This window comes from Bradyrhizobium sp. P5_C12 (genome assembly GCF_054049735.1).
This window is the reverse complement of the sequence record NZ_JBFULU010000046.1, coordinates 12,055-26,934: the sequence shown is the minus strand read 5'-3', so window position 1 is coordinate 26,934 and position 14,880 is coordinate 12,055. Positions and strand designations below refer to the sequence as shown.

At 64.8% G+C, this 14,880-nt stretch carries 19 protein-coding genes; 9 read left to right on the top strand and 10 right to left on the bottom strand.

Features of this window, described 5'->3' with window-relative positions:
• Positions 1 to 88: 88 nt before the first annotated feature.
• From ACXJMY_RS30365 to ACXJMY_RS30350, 4 genes are all read left to right on the top strand, one after another.
• The gene (locus ACXJMY_RS30365; protein WP_456623024.1) at positions 89 to 2,017 is read left to right on the top strand and encodes a potassium transporter Kup; all 1,929 of its coding nucleotides are present in this window, start codon (positions 89 to 91) and stop codon (positions 2,015 to 2,017) included.
• Positions 2,018 to 2,320: 303 nt separating this feature from the next.
• Complete coding sequence (locus ACXJMY_RS30360; protein WP_166816950.1) at positions 2,321 to 2,647, top strand: rhodanese-like domain-containing protein; 327 nt, start codon at positions 2,321 to 2,323, stop codon at positions 2,645 to 2,647.
• A 7-nt stretch (positions 2,648 to 2,654) separates the two neighbouring features.
• The gene (locus ACXJMY_RS30355; protein ID WP_456623023.1) at positions 2,655 to 3,833 is read left to right on the top strand and encodes an aminotransferase; all 1,179 of its coding nucleotides are present in this window, start codon (positions 2,655 to 2,657) and stop codon (positions 3,831 to 3,833) included.
• Positions 3,834 to 3,836: 3 nt separating this feature from the next.
• Positions 3,837 to 4,949: a polyamine ABC transporter substrate-binding protein gene (locus ACXJMY_RS30350; protein WP_456623054.1), complete on the top strand. Its 1,113-nt coding sequence runs from the start codon at positions 3,837 to 3,839 to the stop codon at positions 4,947 to 4,949.
• Between the two features lie 103 nt (positions 4,950 to 5,052).
• Here ACXJMY_RS30350 and ACXJMY_RS30345 read toward each other — a convergent pair whose 3' ends face one another.
• The 6 genes from ACXJMY_RS30345 to ACXJMY_RS30320 all read right to left on the bottom strand — a co-directional run bounded on the left by ACXJMY_RS30345 (position 5,053) and on the right by ACXJMY_RS30320 (position 9,826).
• Positions 5,053 to 5,985: a lipid A biosynthesis lauroyl acyltransferase gene (locus ACXJMY_RS30345; RefSeq protein WP_456623022.1), complete on the bottom strand. Its 933-nt coding sequence runs from the start codon at positions 5,983 to 5,985 to the stop codon at positions 5,053 to 5,055.
• 8 nt (positions 5,986 to 5,993) lie between these two features.
• Positions 5,994 to 7,271 carry a beta-ketoacyl-ACP synthase gene (locus ACXJMY_RS30340; protein WP_456623021.1) on the bottom strand — a complete coding sequence of 426 codons (1,278 nt, stop codon included), beginning with the start codon at positions 7,269 to 7,271 and terminating at the stop codon, positions 5,994 to 5,996.
• Between the two features lie 22 nt (positions 7,272 to 7,293).
• Complete coding sequence (locus ACXJMY_RS30335; protein WP_456623020.1) at positions 7,294 to 8,496, bottom strand: beta-ketoacyl-ACP synthase; 1,203 nt, start codon at positions 8,494 to 8,496, stop codon at positions 7,294 to 7,296.
• Positions 8,493 to 8,963: a 3-hydroxyacyl-ACP dehydratase FabZ family protein gene (locus ACXJMY_RS30330; protein ID WP_456623019.1), complete on the bottom strand. Its 471-nt coding sequence runs from the start codon at positions 8,961 to 8,963 to the stop codon at positions 8,493 to 8,495. The genes ACXJMY_RS30335 and ACXJMY_RS30330 overlap by 4 nt, the downstream gene beginning before the upstream one ends.
• Positions 8,964 to 8,973: 10 nt before the next feature.
• Positions 8,974 to 9,261, bottom strand: coding sequence for an acyl carrier protein (locus tag ACXJMY_RS30325; protein ID WP_007592476.1), 288 nt, complete (start codon positions 9,259 to 9,261; stop codon positions 8,974 to 8,976).
• Between the two features lie 223 nt (positions 9,262 to 9,484).
• The gene (locus tag ACXJMY_RS30320) at positions 9,485 to 9,826 is read right to left on the bottom strand and encodes a hypothetical protein (RefSeq protein ID WP_456623018.1); all 342 of its coding nucleotides are present in this window, start codon (positions 9,824 to 9,826) and stop codon (positions 9,485 to 9,487) included.
• A 324-nt stretch (positions 9,827 to 10,150) separates the two neighbouring features.
• Here ACXJMY_RS30320 and ACXJMY_RS30315 point away from each other — a divergent pair, with 324 nt between their 5' ends.
• Both ACXJMY_RS30315 and ACXJMY_RS30310 read left to right on the top strand, forming a co-directional pair.
• Positions 10,151 to 10,777: a ParB-like protein gene (locus ACXJMY_RS30315; RefSeq protein WP_456623017.1), complete on the top strand. Its 627-nt coding sequence runs from the start codon at positions 10,151 to 10,153 to the stop codon at positions 10,775 to 10,777.
• A 24-nt stretch (positions 10,778 to 10,801) separates the two neighbouring features.
• Complete coding sequence (locus ACXJMY_RS30310; protein ID WP_456623016.1) at positions 10,802 to 11,488, top strand: hypothetical protein; 687 nt, start codon at positions 10,802 to 10,804, stop codon at positions 11,486 to 11,488.
• Positions 11,489 to 11,518: 30 nt separating this feature from the next.
• Here ACXJMY_RS30310 and ACXJMY_RS30305 read toward each other — a convergent pair whose 3' ends face one another.
• Complete coding sequence (locus ACXJMY_RS30305; RefSeq protein ID WP_456623015.1) at positions 11,519 to 11,674, bottom strand: hypothetical protein; 156 nt, start codon at positions 11,672 to 11,674, stop codon at positions 11,519 to 11,521.
• 275 nt (positions 11,675 to 11,949) lie between these two features.
• On the opposite strand from ACXJMY_RS30305, the gene ACXJMY_RS30300 reads away from it, so the two are divergent.
• Positions 11,950 to 12,093 (top strand): hypothetical protein, encoded by a 144-nt coding sequence (locus ACXJMY_RS30300; RefSeq protein ID WP_196236573.1) that lies wholly within the window; start codon positions 11,950 to 11,952, stop codon positions 12,091 to 12,093.
• A gap of 43 nt (positions 12,094 to 12,136) precedes the next feature.
• Here the strand turns inward: ACXJMY_RS30300 and ACXJMY_RS30295 are convergent, their stop codons facing one another.
• Positions 12,137 to 12,340, bottom strand: a complete 204-nt coding sequence (locus ACXJMY_RS30295; protein ID WP_456623014.1) for a hypothetical protein — start codon at positions 12,338 to 12,340, stop codon at positions 12,137 to 12,139.
• Between the two features lie 146 nt (positions 12,341 to 12,486).
• Here ACXJMY_RS30295 and ACXJMY_RS30290 point away from each other — a divergent pair, with 146 nt between their 5' ends.
• Together ACXJMY_RS30290 and ACXJMY_RS30285 are read left to right on the top strand one after the other, a co-directional pair.
• Entirely contained in the window at positions 12,487 to 13,218 is a 732-nt protein-coding gene (locus tag ACXJMY_RS30290) for a Crp/Fnr family transcriptional regulator (protein ID WP_456623013.1), read from the top strand.
• Between the two features lie 219 nt (positions 13,219 to 13,437).
• Positions 13,438 to 13,605 (top strand): hypothetical protein, encoded by a 168-nt coding sequence (locus tag ACXJMY_RS30285; RefSeq protein WP_456623012.1) that lies wholly within the window; start codon positions 13,438 to 13,440, stop codon positions 13,603 to 13,605.
• Positions 13,606 to 13,724: 119 nt separating this feature from the next.
• On the opposite strand, the gene ACXJMY_RS30280 is transcribed toward ACXJMY_RS30285, so the two are convergent.
• The gene (locus ACXJMY_RS30280) at positions 13,725 to 14,225 is read right to left on the bottom strand and encodes an MgtC/SapB family protein (protein ID WP_456623011.1); all 501 of its coding nucleotides are present in this window, start codon (positions 14,223 to 14,225) and stop codon (positions 13,725 to 13,727) included.
• Positions 14,226 to 14,248: 23 nt separating this feature from the next.
• Positions 14,249 to 14,830 carry a peroxidase-related enzyme gene (locus tag ACXJMY_RS30275; RefSeq protein ID WP_456623010.1) on the bottom strand — a complete coding sequence of 194 codons (582 nt, stop codon included), beginning with the start codon at positions 14,828 to 14,830 and terminating at the stop codon, positions 14,249 to 14,251.
• Between the last annotated feature and the right edge of the window lie 50 nt (positions 14,831 to 14,880).

The following is a 14,880-nucleotide window of genomic DNA, read 5'->3' as shown; positions in this document are numbered from 1 at the left end:
TAGGCTATGCCGGCAGCGCAGGACTATAAGCCGCGCGCTCTTCCGCCGTTGTGCAGTGAAGCATTTTTAGAGGCCTTCAGGCTCTCCCATGACAAGTGACGTAGCGATTTCCGCCCCGGAAACGACGGCGGCCAATGGGCATGGCGAGGCCCACACCACCGCCCGTTTCGGCGCGCTGACGCTCGGCAGCATCGGCGTCGTCTATGGCGATATCGGCACCAGCCCGCTCTACGCGTTCCGCGAAGCCGTCATGGCGGCCTCGGGCGCGGAGGGGGTGCCGACGCCGGCGGCCGTGCTCGGCGTGCTCTCGCTGATCCTGTGGGCGCTCATCGTCGTGGTGACGCTCAAATACGTCGTGATCCTGCTGCGCGCCGACAACAATGGCGAGGGCGGTACGCTGGCGCTGATGGCGCTGGCCCAGCGCGCGGTCGGCACCGGCGGGGCGACCATCGTCCTGCTCGGCATCATCTCCGGCGCCCTGTTCTACGGCGACGCCGTGATCACGCCGGCGCTCTCGGTGCTGTCGGCGATCGAGGGCATGAAGGACGTCACGCTGCATTTCGAGCCTTACATCGTGCCGCTCACCGTGGTGATCCTGGTCTGCCTGTTCGCCGTGCAGTCGCGCGGCACCGCCCGGGTGGCGGCGTTCTTCGGCCCCATCATGTGCGTCTGGTTCGCGGTGATCGCGGCCGCGGCGATCCATCCGATCATCGAGCAGCCGCAGGTGCTGTTCGCGCTGAACCCGCTCTACGCGGTGTCGTTCATGCTTCACCACGGCATCATCGGCTTCGTGACGCTGGGCGCGGTGTTCCTGGCCGTCACCGGCGCCGAGGCGCTCTATGCCGACCTCGGCCATTTCGGCAAGAAACCGATCCAGGTCGCCTGGCTGTTCATCGTGCTGCCGTCGCTGGCGCTGAACTATCTGGGGCAGGGGGCGCTCGTGCTCAGCGACCCCGGCGCGATCGTGAGCCCGTTCTTCCAGCTCTTCCCGCAAGGTTTTGTTCGCGGCAGCATGGTCGTGCTGGCCACCATGGCGACCGTGATCGCGAGCCAGGCCGTCATCACCGGCGCCTATTCGCTGACGCGCCAGGCGATTCAGCTCGGGCTGCTGCCGCGGTTTGAAATTCGCCATACGTCTGAAGCCCATTCCGGCCAGATCTTCATCCCCCGCATCAACCAGCTGCTGCTGGTCGCGGTGGTGCTCCTGGTGCTGCTGTTCCGCTCCTCCAGCGCGCTCGCCTCGGCCTACGGAATCTCCGTCACCGGGACCATGGTGGTCACGGCGATGATGGGCTTTGTCGTGGTCTGGAAGGTCTGGAAATGGTCGCCGCTCACCGCCGCCGCCCTGATCGTCCCGTTCCTGTTCCTCGACCTGACCTTCCTGTCCGCGAACCTGCTCAAGGTGGTCGAGGGCGGCTGGGTGCCGCTCGCGCTCGGCGCGCTGATGATCATGCTGATGTACACGTGGCGGCGCGGCAGCCGGCTGCTGTTCGAGAAGTCGCGCAAGCTCGAGTTCCCGCTCGCCGACCTCGTGGCGATGCTGGAGAAGCGGCCGCCGCAGCGCGTGCCCGGCACCGCCGTGTTCCTGACCTCGGATCCGCTCAGCGCGCCGACGGCGCTGATGCATAGTCTGAAACACTACAAGGTGCTGCACGAGAAGAATGTCATTCTCACCATCGAGACCGCGCAGACCCCGCGGATCGATCCGGCCGAGCGCGTCAAGCTGGAGCAGATCAGCCCGACCTTCTCCAAGGTGACGCTCAAGTTCGGCTTCATGGAATCGCCCAACGTGCCGAAGGCGCTGGCGATCGCCCGCAAGCTCGGCTGGCAGTTCGACATCATGTCGACCTCATTCTTCCTGTCGCGCCGGGCGTTGAAACCCGCCGCTCATTCCGGCATGCCGCGCTGGCAGGACCGCCTGTTCATCTCGCTCAGCCGTTCCGCCAACGACGCTACCGACTATTTCCAGATCCCGAGCGGCCGCGTGGTCGAGGTCGGAACGCAGGTGACGATTTAGCGCCACCGCTGTCATCGCCCGGCTTGACCAGGCGATCCAGTACTCCGAGACAGTTGTGGTTGAATCGATAGGACGCGGCGTACTGGATTCCCCGCTTTCGCGGGGAATGACACCGAGCGCGTGGTGGGATGCGAAGCAGGAGTTTCAGGCATCCCGAAAGCTGCGCTTCAAGTCGCTGCGATTTAGCTTTAACTTGCGCCGCGCGGCTCAAGCCTTTGTAGCGCTTGATTTTCGCCTGCCGAGAGGCGAGGTTGCGCCCCGTCGGGATCGCCCCGGCTCAAGGCGCGGACGTTGGAGGATGATGTGGCAAACCAGGTACAGGATCTGACCCCGGACGAGGTCTCCAAGGGTGTCGAGGAAGGGCGCTATCTGCTCGTCGACGTCCGCGAGCCGAACGAGGTCGAAGCCGAAGCCTATCCCTACGGCGTCGTGGTTCCGCTCTCGACCTTCGATCCCAAGGCGATCCCGGATCCGCAAGGAAAGCAGGTCGTGTTCGCCTGCCGCTCGGGAAAACGCTCGGTGACGGCCTCGCTCGCGGCGCAGGCGGCCGGCCTTCCCTACGACAAGCATCTGGCCGGCGGCATGTTGGGGTGGAAAGCGGCGGGTCTTCCCAGCAAGGTCGGTGGCTGACCTCGCGATGACGACCAAGAGTTCCTCCCTGAACAAGGTCTTCGCCGACCTTCCCGTCACCATCTTCGAGGCGATGTCGCAGGCCGCGCGCGACAATGCCGCCATCAATCTCGGCCAGGGCTTTCCCGACGATCCCGGGCCTGAGGACATCCGCCGCGCCGCGGCCGACGCCTCGCTCAACGGCTACAACCAGTACCCGTCAATGATGGGCCTGCCGGAGCTGCGCCAGGCGATCGCGACCCATTACGGCCACTGGCATGGCCTCAAGCTCGATCCGATGAGCGAGGTGATGGTGACCTCCGGCGGCACCGAGGCGCTGACCTCGGCCATCCTCGCGGTGGTGCAGCCCGGCGACGAGGTGGTCTGCTTCCAGCCGGTCTATGATTCCTATTTGCCGATCATCCGCCAGGCCGGCGGCATCCCGCGCCTGGTGCGGCTCGAGCCGCCGCACTGGCGGCTGAATGAGGACATGCTGAAAAGCGTCTTCAATTCAAAGACCAAGGCGGTTCTGTTCAACAATCCCCTGAATCCGTCCGCGGTGGTCTATCCGCGCGAGGACCTCGAGCTCTTGGCGCGCTATTGCCAGGAGTTCGATGTCATCGCGATCTGCGACGAGGTCTGGGAGCACGTCACCTTCGACGAGCACAAGCACATCCCGCTGATCACCATCCCCGGCATGCGCGAGCGCACCATCAAGGTCGGCTCGGCCGGCAAGATCTTCTCGCTGACGGGGTGGAAGATCGGCTTCGTCTGCGCCGCGCCGCCGCTGCTGCGCGTCGCGGCCAAGGTGCACCAGTTCCTGACCTTCACCACCGCGCCGAACCTCCAGGCCGCCGTGGCCTACGGTCTCGGCAAGTCCGACGACTACTTCCTGTCCATGCGCAAGGATCTGACGCGGAGCAGGGACCGCCTGACCAAGGGCCTCGAAAGCCTCGGCTTCCCCGTGCTGAAGTCGCAGGGCACCTACTTCCTCACCGTCGACCTGTCGCCGCTCGGGCTCAACGAGAGCGACACCGAGTTCTGCTGGCGGATCGTGAAGGACTACAAGGTCGCGGCGATCCCGGTCTCGGCCTTCTACGAGCAGGACCCCGTGACCTCGGTGGTCCGCTTCTGCTTTGCCAAGAAGGACCAGACCCTCGACACCGCATTGGAGCGGCTGTCGGATGCGGTGCGCCGGAAGAGGTAGATGATGATGAACGTCCGCCGCCCTCGCTTTGGCCTTGGTCTCGCGATCGCCGCAGCGCTGACGTTCCTCTCACAACATGCGGCCGCGGAGGAGCGCGTCGTCAACTTCTACAACTGGTCCAACTACATGGCGCCAGACGTCCTTGAGGCCTTCACCAAGGAGACCGGCATCAAGGTCGTCTACGACACCTTCGACGCCAACGAGACGCTGGAGACGCGCCTGATGGCCGGCAAGTCCGGCTACGACGTCGTGGTGCCGACCGCCTATTTCCTCCAGCGCCAGATCAAGGCCAACATCTTCCAGAAGCTCGACACGTCGAAGCTGCCGAACTTGGCCAATGCCTGGCCGGTGGTGACGCAGCGTCTCGCCATCTACGATCCCGGCAATGTCTACGCCGCCAACTACATGTGGGGCACGACCGGAATCGGCTACAACGTCGCCAAGGTGAAGCAGATCCTGGGCGCGGTCGCGAAGATCGACAGCTGGGACATCGTCTTCAAGCCGGAGAACCTCGCCAAGTTCAAAGACTGCGGCGTGCACATGCTCGACTCCGCCGACGACATCTTCCCGGCGGCGCTGAACTATCTCGGGCTCGATCCGAACTCGACCAAGCAGGCTGACCTCGAGAAGGCCGCCGATGTGGTGGCGAAAGTTCGCCCTTCGGTGCGCAAGTTCCACTCCTCCGAATACCTCAGCGCGCTCGCCACCGGCGAGATCTGCTTCGTGGTCGGCTGGTCCGGCGACATCATGCAGGCCCGCGCCCGCGCGGCTGAGGCCAAAGGCGGCATCGAGATCGGCTACGCCATCCCGAAGGAGGGCGCGCAGATGTTCTTCGACAATCTCGCGATCCCCGCGGACGCCAAGAACGTCAAGGAAGCCTACGAACTGATCAACTATCTCTACCGTCCCGACGTCGCCGCCAAGAACTCGGACTTCCTGTCCTACGCCAACGGCAATCTCGCCAGCCAGAAGCTGGTCGATCCGAAGATTCTAGGCGACAAGAACATCTATCCGGACGAGGCGACGCTCGCAAAGCTGTTCGTCATCACGGCGCGCGAGCCGGCGACGCAGCGGGTGATCAACCGGCTCTGGACCAAGGTGAAGACGGGGCGGTGAGGGGCCGCGGCCGTCATTGCGAGCGAAGCGAAGCAATCCAGAATCTCTCCGCGGTGAGACTCTGGATTGCTTCGTCGCTTCGCTCCTCGCAATGACGGCGTAACTACCGCCACCTGCGGTGCAGCCAGAGCCACTGCTCCGGATGCTCGCGCACCCAGCTCTCCACCACGCTCGTGATCGCCTGGGTCGTGCCCTGGATGTCGATCTTGCCGTCGGCATCGCGCACCGGCTTGATCTCCTCGGTCAGCTCGCCGCGGAAACGGTTGCCGGGCAGGCGGATGATGCGGACGCCGTGGATCGGGCATTCGACTTGGCGCAAGAGGCGCGCCAGCATCGGATTGGCGCGGGTCTTGCGGCCGAAGAAGGTGACCTCGACGCCGCCGGTCAGATACTGGTCGATCAGCATGGCGACGTGCTTGCCGTCCTTCAGCGCCTGTGCGAGCCGCAGCGGCGCGTCGCGACCCGCAGGGATCAGCGTGCCCATGTTGACCTGGCGCATCTCCTGGATAATGCGGTCGGCGGAGGCGATGTTCGGCCGGCGATAGAGGATCGCGGTGTCCAGCCCATGCGCGACGGCGGCGAGCGCCGGCAATTCCCAGTTGGCCAGATGCGCAGCGAAGATCAGCGCGGGCTTGCCGTCGTCGCGGATCTGGTCGAACAGCTCGATGCCGCGCTCGGGCAATTCGATCCGGCTCTTCTCCGGATGATCGCGGTCGTAATCCCAGACTTGGTCCATATGGGCGAATTCGGCGCCGACGCGGCCGAGATTGTCCCAGACGCCCATCAGGATGGTTTCGATTTCTTCCGGCGACTTCTCCGGAAAAGCGGCGGTGAGGTTGGCGCGGCCGATGCGATGCTCGCGCAGGCGCGGGCCGATCAGCTTCACGGCGCGCGCGAAAAAGTCCGAGGTCTTGACCGGATCGAAATAGCGCGTGGTGCGCAGCATGGCGACGGTGGCGGCCCCGATCAGGCTTCCACCGATCGATTTGGCAGCCTCCCGCGTGCGGGCCTTGATGCTCGCAGGTAACTTCGCCATGCGTCCGGTCAGGCCGGTTCGCGGGTCAGGATCAGTGAGGCGTTCTGGCCGCCGAAGCCGAACGAGTTCGACATCACCGCGGTGACGCGGGCGTCGCGCGCCGTGTTGCCGACGACGTCGAACAGGATCGTGGGATCCGGATTCTCGTAGTTGATCGTCGGCGGAATGCGCTGATGCTCCAGCGTGAGCAGCGAGAAGATCGCCTCGACCGCGCCGGCCGCCGAGATGGTGTGGCCGACCATCGACTTGTTGGAGGTGACCGGAATCTTCTGCGCGAGCTCGCCGAACACGGCTGACGTCGTGTTGAATTCCATCTTATCGTTTTCGGGCGTCGCGGTGCCGTGCGCGTTGATGTGGTCGATCTGGTCCGGCGTCATGCCGGCATCGGCCAGTGTCTTGTTCATGCAGCCGATGATCGGCTTGCCATCGGGAGACGAGCGGGTGCGATGGAAGGAATCGGTGAGCTCGCCGCAGCCGGCGATCACGCCGAGGATCTTGGCGCCGCGGGCGGTTGCGGCTTCATAGCTTTCGAGCACCAGGGCGCCGGCGCCTTCGGCCATGACAAAACCGTCGCGGTTCTTGGAGAAGGGGCGGGAGGCCGCCTGCGGCGGATCGTTCTGGGTCGACAGCGCCGAGAGCAGCGAGAAGCGCACCAGCGCTTCCGGGTTCACCGTGCCGTCGGTCGCCACGCACAGCGCGGCGTCGGTCTCGCCGCGGCGGATCGCCTCGACGCCGAGCTGGATCGAGGTCGCGCCCGAGGCGCAGGCCGTCGACAGTGAGATCGGCGAGCCCTTGGTGCCGAAGGTCTCGGCGAGGTAGGCGGCCACCGAGCCGAACATGAAGCGGTGGTGATAGGCGCTGTATTTGCCGCCGCCGGAGATGCGCAGCAAATCGTCGTAGTTGATGTCAGTCTTGCCGACGTCGCGGCCGAGCTCGCGGCGCTGCGGCCACTCGACCTCGACCGGAGCAACGGCGAGGAAGAGGGGGCCCGGGAAATCGCCCTTGGCGCTAATTCCGGCCTGGTCCAGGGCTTCCTCCGTGACGATCTCCGCCATCCGCTCGGAGAGGGCGGTGGAAGAGAAGGGGTCGGCACTGACGAAATCGACGGTGCCGGCCATGGTGGTCCTCAGCCCGTCGACTGGAAAGCGCGTGATGGTGCGGATACCGGATTCGCCGGCGACCAGTTTTGACCAATTGTCGGCCTTCCCGGCGCCGAGCGAGGTCATGATGCCCATGCCGGTGACGACGACGACGGGACGCCCGAGTTTGTCGCGTGGTGCAGTCATGTCGATCCCCCGATAGAGCTAGCTAAACAGCCTCGACCAGCGCCATGCCTTCGCCGCGCCAGTGTCCGGCTCCCACCACGACAATCTGGGTGGGCGCTCCCTGCATTTCAATCTCGGTCCCGGTGGAATCGTTCGGCGGGAACAGGGCGCCGCGCGAGATCGACAGGGCGGCGAGCGCCAAGCCGAGCGGGAATTGCGTCTCCATGGTGTGGCCGAACATGGTGCCGGTTGAACGCACGGGAAAGTCGGAATGGCTCTTCAGGAAGCCGCGCTCTTCGGACGTGGCCGGCTCCGCACCGGTCGCGCCGGTGATGATCGCGCCCTTGCCCTCGCGCCTGGGCAGCTTGGCCCACAGCTTCTCCAGCGTCGCGGCCGTGTCGCCGGGCTGCTTGCGCCTGGCAAGATCGGCGACGACGCTCGACAGCTTCGCGAACGGCTTTGCACCGCGCGCTTCGGCGTGAGCCCTGGACTCCAGCACCAGGAACGCGCCGGCCGAGCCGAGCGCGAAGCCGGCGTGGTCCTTGCGGGCCCAGACCGGGGCGAACTTGTCCTTCAGATTGAAGTCGCCGAATTCGTAGAGGACCAAGAGGTCCTTGCGCTCGCCATTGTGCGAGCCGCCGACCAGCGCAATGTCGCTCTCGCCCGAAGCGATCCGCGCCAGCGCGATCCGCGCGGCATCCGCGCCCGCGACCTCTTCGCCCATGAAGGTGCGCGAGGTGCCCCCTAAGCCGTGCACGATGGCGATGTTGCCGGCGAGCAGGTTGGAGAGCTGGGCCAGGAACAGGGTGGGGCGCAAATCGCTCATCAGCCGCTCGTTGAGGAAGCCGGGGGCGTTCGCCCCCTTGGCCTCGGCCGTGAGCACGCCGCTGTCGACATTGAGATCGCGCTCGCCGCCGCCGGCGGCAACCACCATGTCGATCTTCGACAGAATGTCCTTGTTGCCCTTGATCCCGGCGGAATCCAGCGCCAGCCCCGCGGCATAGGTGCCGATGCGCTGCCACGCTTCCATCTGGCGCTGGTCGCCCTTCTTCGGGATCTGGCTGTCGAAGGTAACAGGCATCAGCGGATGCACGACGCAGGGCGCAAAGCCCTTCTCGTCGACATTGATGCGCCTCTCCTGGAGCGCGGCCCAGTTGGCGTCCAGCCCCTCGCCGAGCGAGGTGGCAAGGCCAATGCCGGTGATCCAGACTTCCGTCTGGCCGGGCTTCGAAGCAGTTTCAGTCATGGCGATACGGCCTGTTGCGGAAAGCCGACGCGCTCGGCGACTTTCGCCATGTATCCGCGCATGTCCGCATTGGGGAAGGGGATCAGCGTGAAAGTGAGCGTCGAATTCGCACGCAGCTTGCCGCCGACCCTGATCTTGGCTTCGGTCATGGCGTAGCCCGAGCCCTCATGGGCGAGGCTCGCCTCGATGCTCATGAGGTCGCCGGGGAACACCGAGCCGCGCACCTTGGCCTCCTTCACGGCGGCGAGAATCGGCATGCGCTCGAATTTCAGCGCGCCGAGCAGCAGCCAGCCCGAAGCCTGCGCCATTGATTCGATCAGCAGCACGCCGGGCATCAGCGGATAGCCCGGGAAGTGCCCCTCGAAGATGGTGCTCTCGTTCGGGACCCGTGCCTCGACGACGATCTTCTTCTCGTCGACGTTGAGGTCGACGATGCGATCGATCATGTGGAAGTATTCGAGTTGCATGACCGCGCGACTACGCGCTCGCGCCCTTGGCCGCGACCAGTTCGTCGATGCGGGCGCACAGGTTCTTCAGCACGAAATACTGCTCGGTGGTCGCCTTGCCGTCGTTGACCTCCTGGGTCCACTTTTCCAGCGGCAGCTTGATGCCGAACTGCTTGTCGATCGCGAACGCGATGTCCAGGAAATCGAGGCTGTCGATGCCGAGGTCATCGATGGCGTGGCTATCCGGCGTGATCGTGTCGCGCGGGATGTCGCAGGTTTCAGCGATGATCGTAGCGACCTGATCGAATGTGGAGGACATCACTAAGCCTTTGATATATTGCGGATATTTGTCAGATGTTCCAGAGTGGCGTGGTGGGCGGGCATCGCGCCCCGAGTGACGCCCTCAAACCCCCCTCTGGCCGGGTCGAAAGCCCGTATATCGGAGCGCCGCCCCGAGTTCAATGGAGCCGGACGGGCGCGGGGGCAGCCTGGGGATGCCTGTTATCGGGGCTCCGAACCGGGCCATCCGGGCGGGGGTGTGCCTAGATGTGCGGCGTCGTGATCTTGACGCAGTCGCGCCGGCCCATCAGCACGCAATCCTGGGTCCGGCGCAGGTCTGCGATGCTGACGGCGAGCCAGATCCCGATCGCCGTCAGCGCGATGGTGAAGGCGAGGGCTGCGATGTTGGCGAGCATGCGGTGGCGGAAATCGTCCGGCTGCGCGCGGGGCTGCTCGTAGCGCGACAGGTCGAGCGGCTCGGGCGTGGCCTGAAGCGGCTGCACGGTACCGCCGCCCCGCCGGACCGACGGGGTGGATGTGGTGCGCGGCCTGAACTGGAGCACGCGATGCTCGTCGTCCGACGCTATGGGCCGCTGGGTTTTCATGGTGCGGGGATCACTCCGAAGCAGCGATTTTTAGATAGCATACGTGACATTGCCGTTGCAGAAAATCTTCTCAACGCACACGTGCATTGCGCTCTCGCACTATCTTGCAGGCAAATGCCGTGAACGGTTCGCGGAACCGGATGTCATCCGCGTGTCAGGGAGCGGGGTGCGTTGCAGCAACAGCCGCGGAGCGGCCCTTAGTCCCGTGAACAGCGGCTTGTGATCACCGCGCACGGGCCGAACGCATTTTGCCGGCGCGGGCCCCATGGCATAATCCGCCCGGGCTGGGCTGCCAGCAGCAACCATGTGAGGGGCTATTCGACCATGACCACCAACGCGCGCGAGCCGAGAGTGCATCCGGTGCCGATCCTGTCGCTGCGGCCGACGCAGATGACGGTCGGCATGCGCGAGGTCAAGGAGAAGCGCAAGCGCTGGCGCGAACATGGCAAGAAGAAGCAATCCGATCTGCTCGGCAGCCACATGATCCCGGTCGTGTACGGACCGGACCTGCGCTACTACGTGATCGACCATCATCATCTTGGCCGCGCGCTGCATGACGAGGGCATCAAGGAGGTGCTGGTGACCGTGGTCGGTGATCTCAGGATGGTCGAGCGCGAGGCGTTCTGGGGCGTGATGGACAACAAGCGCTGGGTCTATCCTTACGACGCCAAGGGCGAGCGCCGGCCGTTCCGCGACCTGCCGAAATCGGTCGTCGACCTCAAGGACGATCCCTTCCGCAGCCTCGCCGGCGAACTCCGCCGCCTGGGCGGCTTCGCCAAGGACACCACGCCGTTCTCCGAATTCCTGTGGGCCGACTATCTGCGCCGAAAACTGACGCGCAAGGCGGTCGACGCCAATTTCGACAAGGCGCTGGAGAAGGCGATGTCCGCGGCCAAGAGCAAGGATGCGATCTATCTGCCCGGCTGGTGCGGGCCGGCGGAGGATGATTAGGCGCGGGAATCTCAGGTAACAGCGATGTGGCCTCATCAGGGCGTTCTCATCTTCACGATGATGGCGGCCATTCCACCGCTCATTGCCATTCTTCGCAGAGATGCCCGGGCGCTGCTCGTCAGCTTGCTGGCCGGCGTCCTGGTGTGGTGGCTGGCCAGCTATTCATACCTCGTGCCGGTCGCGATCCTGCTGCTGATGGTTTCGTTCGGATTGGTTTGCGGCGGATTGAGCTCGCGTCTGCCAGCACTCCCGGGAGAGGCGGCTCTATGGATGCGCACCGTCATTCTCTATTCGCTGTTCTTCGCGATCACCGGATACGCACTGAAGCTGTCGCTCACCTACAATTGGGCTCCGCCCAGGATTCTCGCAGAGCCGCTGGCTTCGCCGTTAAGTGACCGCGATGGACCGATGACGGCGGCCTTGAATGCGCGGTTTCCCGACGGGACGGATGAGGCGGTGTTGAAAGCAGCTCTGCTCAACGACGGTTTCACGGATGTCGCTCAGCCGCGCCCATTGTGCAGGTTGCCGGAAACGCGGTCAGGATCGATCAGCTACTACGGTCCGTGCCCCGCAGGCACGCGGGAGATGACATACGAGTACACGCAATTCAACCTAGTCTGCGGGTCCACGCGCATCTCCGTCAAATGGTCGGTCGACCCCGGTGGAAAAGTCGCGAGATTGCAGGGGACCGGATACACCCCGTGCTTCTAGTGAGCGGACGGCCAATTGCGGGCGCTCACATCAGTCGCGCTGGAATATCTTGGCGCCGGGATAAGCGCGCCGCGCGTAAGTGACGACCAGCGCACGGTCCTGGGTTGCCAGGAAGGGCGTTCGGATCTGGCACGAGCCGATGATCAGGTGCCATAGACCATTGAGCTTCTGAATGACGACTTTCATTTGAGTGTTCCTCGACGACTTCGCACTCCAGCACATGCTGCCTGTCGCAGCCGTGTTGCGATTCACGATCGTGATCCCTGGCGCGAAATTCCCGGCCAGGCTCGCGCCCGCGGCAGGACAACGGCGACTATTATTAGTTGGTTACGGCATGCGGCCCCGCGAGCCGGATCTCATCACAGCCGCTTGAGCGAAGTCATTTTCCTCGCCGATGAAACCGTCCTGAAACAGAGCCACCCCATCTGTGTGGGATAGTCGAGCTCACACAGGAGGCCGAAATGCGCCGTCTGGTTTTCGTAATTGCCTTGCTCGCGGTCGCCACAGCAGGAATCTCGGCATCGTTTGCCGCAGTTCGCCACGCCAAGACGCTGACATTCTCCGAGCGCTTTGCTCCGGCGCTCGAGTTGATGGCGAAGCGCTAGCGGTATAGCGCTGCGCAGTTGCTGGTACGCAACGGCGGGACGATCACTTCTGGCCCTGCAGGTCGGGTGAGGACAGCAGGCGCTCCATCTCTGCGGCTTCCTCGGCGTCGCGCGCCTTCTGCAGCAGTGTGCGGCGCTCGGTACCGGCCGGGAGCTTCCTGGCGGCGGCGCGGGCCTCCTGGGTAAACTTGTTCAGGCGCTCCTGAAGCGACAGCGCCGGTCGTGTACGATTGCGTTTCTTGGTCATGGCCTGGCCTTTCCGGCGTGAAGCCAACCATGCGGATGCAAGCCGCGTCCTTAACTTTTGTTGGAACCGGACGGACGCATCGCGGGTTTCATTGCGGTGGCGTCCCGGCGCCATGGTCCCAATCCATGTCAACGGAGCGACCTCGCGTGCCCGGCGATACGATCCGCGCTGCGCTTGTCAGGCGTTTGCGCATCTCTTCCGGTATTTCGGAGGAGGATGTCAGAGACATCGAAGCCCTTCCGATCGCGGTGCGACAGTACCCGGCGGAGACGCCGGTTGTGCGTGATGGCGAGCGGGCGACCGAATGCTGCCTCATCGTCGAGGGATTTTGCGCGCGCTCCAAGACGATTGCGAGCGGCAAGCGCCAGATCCTTTCCTTGCACATTCCCGGCGAGATCCCCGACCTGATGAGCCTGTTCCTGCACGTGATGGACCACGACCTCTCGACGCTGACGCCGTGCACGCTGGGCTTCATCGCTCACGACACGCTGCGACGATTGCACCGTCGCAATCCGGGCGTTGCCGAGATGTTTTGGCGGGACACGCTGATCGACGCCGCGATGTTTCGCGAATGGATCGTCAATGCCGGCCAGCGTCCGGCGCCCGCACGGCTCGCCCACGTCATCGTCGAGTTGCGCGAGCGTCTCAGGATCATCGGCCGGGTGGACGGCGCCAGTTTCGACATGCCGCTGACGCAGGAGCAGATCGGCGAAGCGCTGGGGATTACCGCGGTCCACGCCAATCGCGTGATCAAGCAATTGCGTGAGGAGGGCATCGTCGAGCTGCACCGCGGCCGCGTCACGGTGCTCGACGAATCCCGATTTCTGGAGCTCGCCGATTTCGACGACCGTTATCTGCACCAGTCGCCGACGCTTTGAGTCGCTTGACGCCCGATTCGCTTCGGCGCCGGGCGGCGCGGACAGGCGGGCGTGGCTCGCTTCACATCCTGCGACCTGGCGGCACGCAGCCACTTGATATGCCGCAAATCCAATCCGGTGCAGGCCGCTAAGGTCGCCGTGCATGATCGGCGAACCAGCATTGCGCCCGATGTCGATGGGCCAATGGGGCTCCGGTCATGCCGACCTGGAGACATGACGATGAGCCTGATCCTTCGCATTCTGTTTGTCATCGCCGGAGCCGTCACCGCGCTGTTCGTCGCGCGGGACGCCCTGAACTTCACGATCATCCAGACCTTCGTCGCCATCCTGCTCGTGACCGCCGCCGTCGGTGTCGGAAGTCTCTGGAGCCTGCGGCGGAAGACGTGAGCGCCCCGGAGAGCATGAGGCCGGCCGGGCTGAGCGAAGCCGGTCACGCTTGGCGCCGGCCTGCTGGTGCTGACCGTGCTCGAATTGCTGAAGCCGGTTTGGGGGCAGCGGCTTCGGTTCTAGCGACGATCGTTCAAATTTTCCCGCGGCATCTCCGATTCGCGCGGTTCCTGCTTGCCGCCAAGCATCCGATGCAGCCGGCGCTCGATGCGGCGGCCGACCGTGAGCAGGACGAAGGCCAGCGCCACCGCGACGGCGACGATCTTCCATTGTCCAACGCCGCAGGCGATGCCGAGGCAGGCGGCGAGGAAGGTGCAGGCGGCGCTGGTCAGGCCGCGCACCCGAAATCGGTCGCTCTCGTGCACGATGACGCCGGCGCCGAGAAAGCCGATGCCGGTGAGGATGCCCTGGATGACACGGCTTGCGGCATCGGTGATCTTGCCCGGCTCGGCGAACTGCACCGCCAGCAGCACGACGGTGGCGGTGGAGAGGCCGACGATGCCGAGCGTCTTCAGTCCGATCGGCTTGCCGTGCAGGTCGCGGTCGAGCCCGATCGCACCGCCGGCGAACGTCGCAACGCCGAGGCGCAGCAGGATTTCGGGCCAGTCGAGCTCGGTCATTGCTCGTCGATCACTGCTTGTCGTTATGTCTTGGGCAGGCGTCCCATCAGGTAAAACTCGTCGTTCGGACGCATGCCGGTGAAATTCGCGAGCCGGTTCGACAGCGCGAAGAAGGCCGAGATCGCGGCGATGTCCCAGATGTCGTCGTCGCTGAAGCCGTGCGGGGCAAGCGCCGCGAAATCGTCCTCCGCGATGCGCTGCGCATCCGCCGAGACCTTCATCGCGAAATCGAGCATCGCCTTCTGCCGCGGCGTGATGTCGGCCTTGCGGTAGTTCACCGCGACCTGGTCGGCAATCAGCGGGTTCTTGGCGCGGATCCGCAGGATCGCGCCGTGCGCGATCACGCAATACTGGCACTGGTTGGCCGCCGAGGTTGCTACCACGATCATCTCGCGCTCGGCCTTGGTGAGCCCGCCGTCCTTCTCCATCAGCGCGTCGTGATAGGCGAAGAACGCGCGGAACTCGTCGGGACGGTAGGCCAGCGTCAGGAACACGTTCGGCACGAAACCGCTCTTCTCCTGCACGGCGAGGAGCCGGGTGCGGATGTCGTCTGGCAGCGTGTCGATGGCGGGTGCGGGGAAGCGTTGCGCGGCGGTTTTTGTCATGAGCATGGATTCCGGCTTGGGGCCGGCAACCATAGTCGATGCGGGCGGCG

Bases quoted from the DNA above. Each gene is read 5' to 3' on its own strand.
- ACXJMY_RS30345 (WP_456623022.1), bottom strand. From the start codon at position 5,985: ATGGCGAAGTTACCTGCGAGCATCAAGGCCCGCACGCGGGAGGCTGCC.
- ACXJMY_RS30350 (WP_456623054.1), top strand. From the start codon at position 3,837: ATGATGAACGTCCGCCGCCCTCGCTTTGGCCTTGGTCTCGCGATCGCC.
- ACXJMY_RS30365 (WP_456623024.1), top strand. From the start codon at position 89: ATGACAAGTGACGTAGCGATTTCCGCCCCGGAAACGACGGCGGCCAAT.
- ACXJMY_RS30295 (WP_456623014.1), bottom strand. From the start codon at position 12,340: ATGACCAAGAAACGCAATCGTACACGACCGGCGCTGTCGCTTCAGGAG.
- ACXJMY_RS30275 (WP_456623010.1), bottom strand. From the start codon at position 14,830: ATGACAAAAACCGCCGCGCAACGCTTCCCCGCACCCGCCATCGACACG.
- ACXJMY_RS30285 (WP_456623012.1), top strand. From the start codon at position 13,438: ATGAGCCTGATCCTTCGCATTCTGTTTGTCATCGCCGGAGCCGTCACC.
- ACXJMY_RS30330 (WP_456623019.1), bottom strand. From the start codon at position 8,963: ATGCAACTCGAATACTTCCACATGATCGATCGCATCGTCGACCTCAAC.
- ACXJMY_RS30340 (WP_456623021.1), bottom strand. From the start codon at position 7,271: ATGACTGCACCACGCGACAAACTCGGGCGTCCCGTCGTCGTCGTCACC.
- ACXJMY_RS30305 (WP_456623015.1), bottom strand. From the start codon at position 11,674: ATGAAAGTCGTCATTCAGAAGCTCAATGGTCTATGGCACCTGATCATC.
- ACXJMY_RS30315 (WP_456623017.1), top strand. From the start codon at position 10,151: ATGACCACCAACGCGCGCGAGCCGAGAGTGCATCCGGTGCCGATCCTG.
- ACXJMY_RS30335 (WP_456623020.1), bottom strand. From the start codon at position 8,496: ATGACTGAAACTGCTTCGAAGCCCGGCCAGACGGAAGTCTGGATCACC.
- ACXJMY_RS30320 (WP_456623018.1), bottom strand. From the start codon at position 9,826: ATGAAAACCCAGCGGCCCATAGCGTCGGACGACGAGCATCGCGTGCTC.
- ACXJMY_RS30300 (WP_196236573.1), top strand. From the start codon at position 11,950: ATGCGCCGTCTGGTTTTCGTAATTGCCTTGCTCGCGGTCGCCACAGCA.
- ACXJMY_RS30310 (WP_456623016.1), top strand. From the start codon at position 10,802: ATGTGGCCTCATCAGGGCGTTCTCATCTTCACGATGATGGCGGCCATT.
- ACXJMY_RS30325 (WP_007592476.1), bottom strand. From the start codon at position 9,261: ATGTCCTCCACATTCGATCAGGTCGCTACGATCATCGCTGAAACCTGC.
- ACXJMY_RS30280 (WP_456623011.1), bottom strand. From the start codon at position 14,225: ATGACCGAGCTCGACTGGCCCGAAATCCTGCTGCGCCTCGGCGTTGCG.
- ACXJMY_RS30355 (WP_456623023.1), top strand. From the start codon at position 2,655: ATGACGACCAAGAGTTCCTCCCTGAACAAGGTCTTCGCCGACCTTCCC.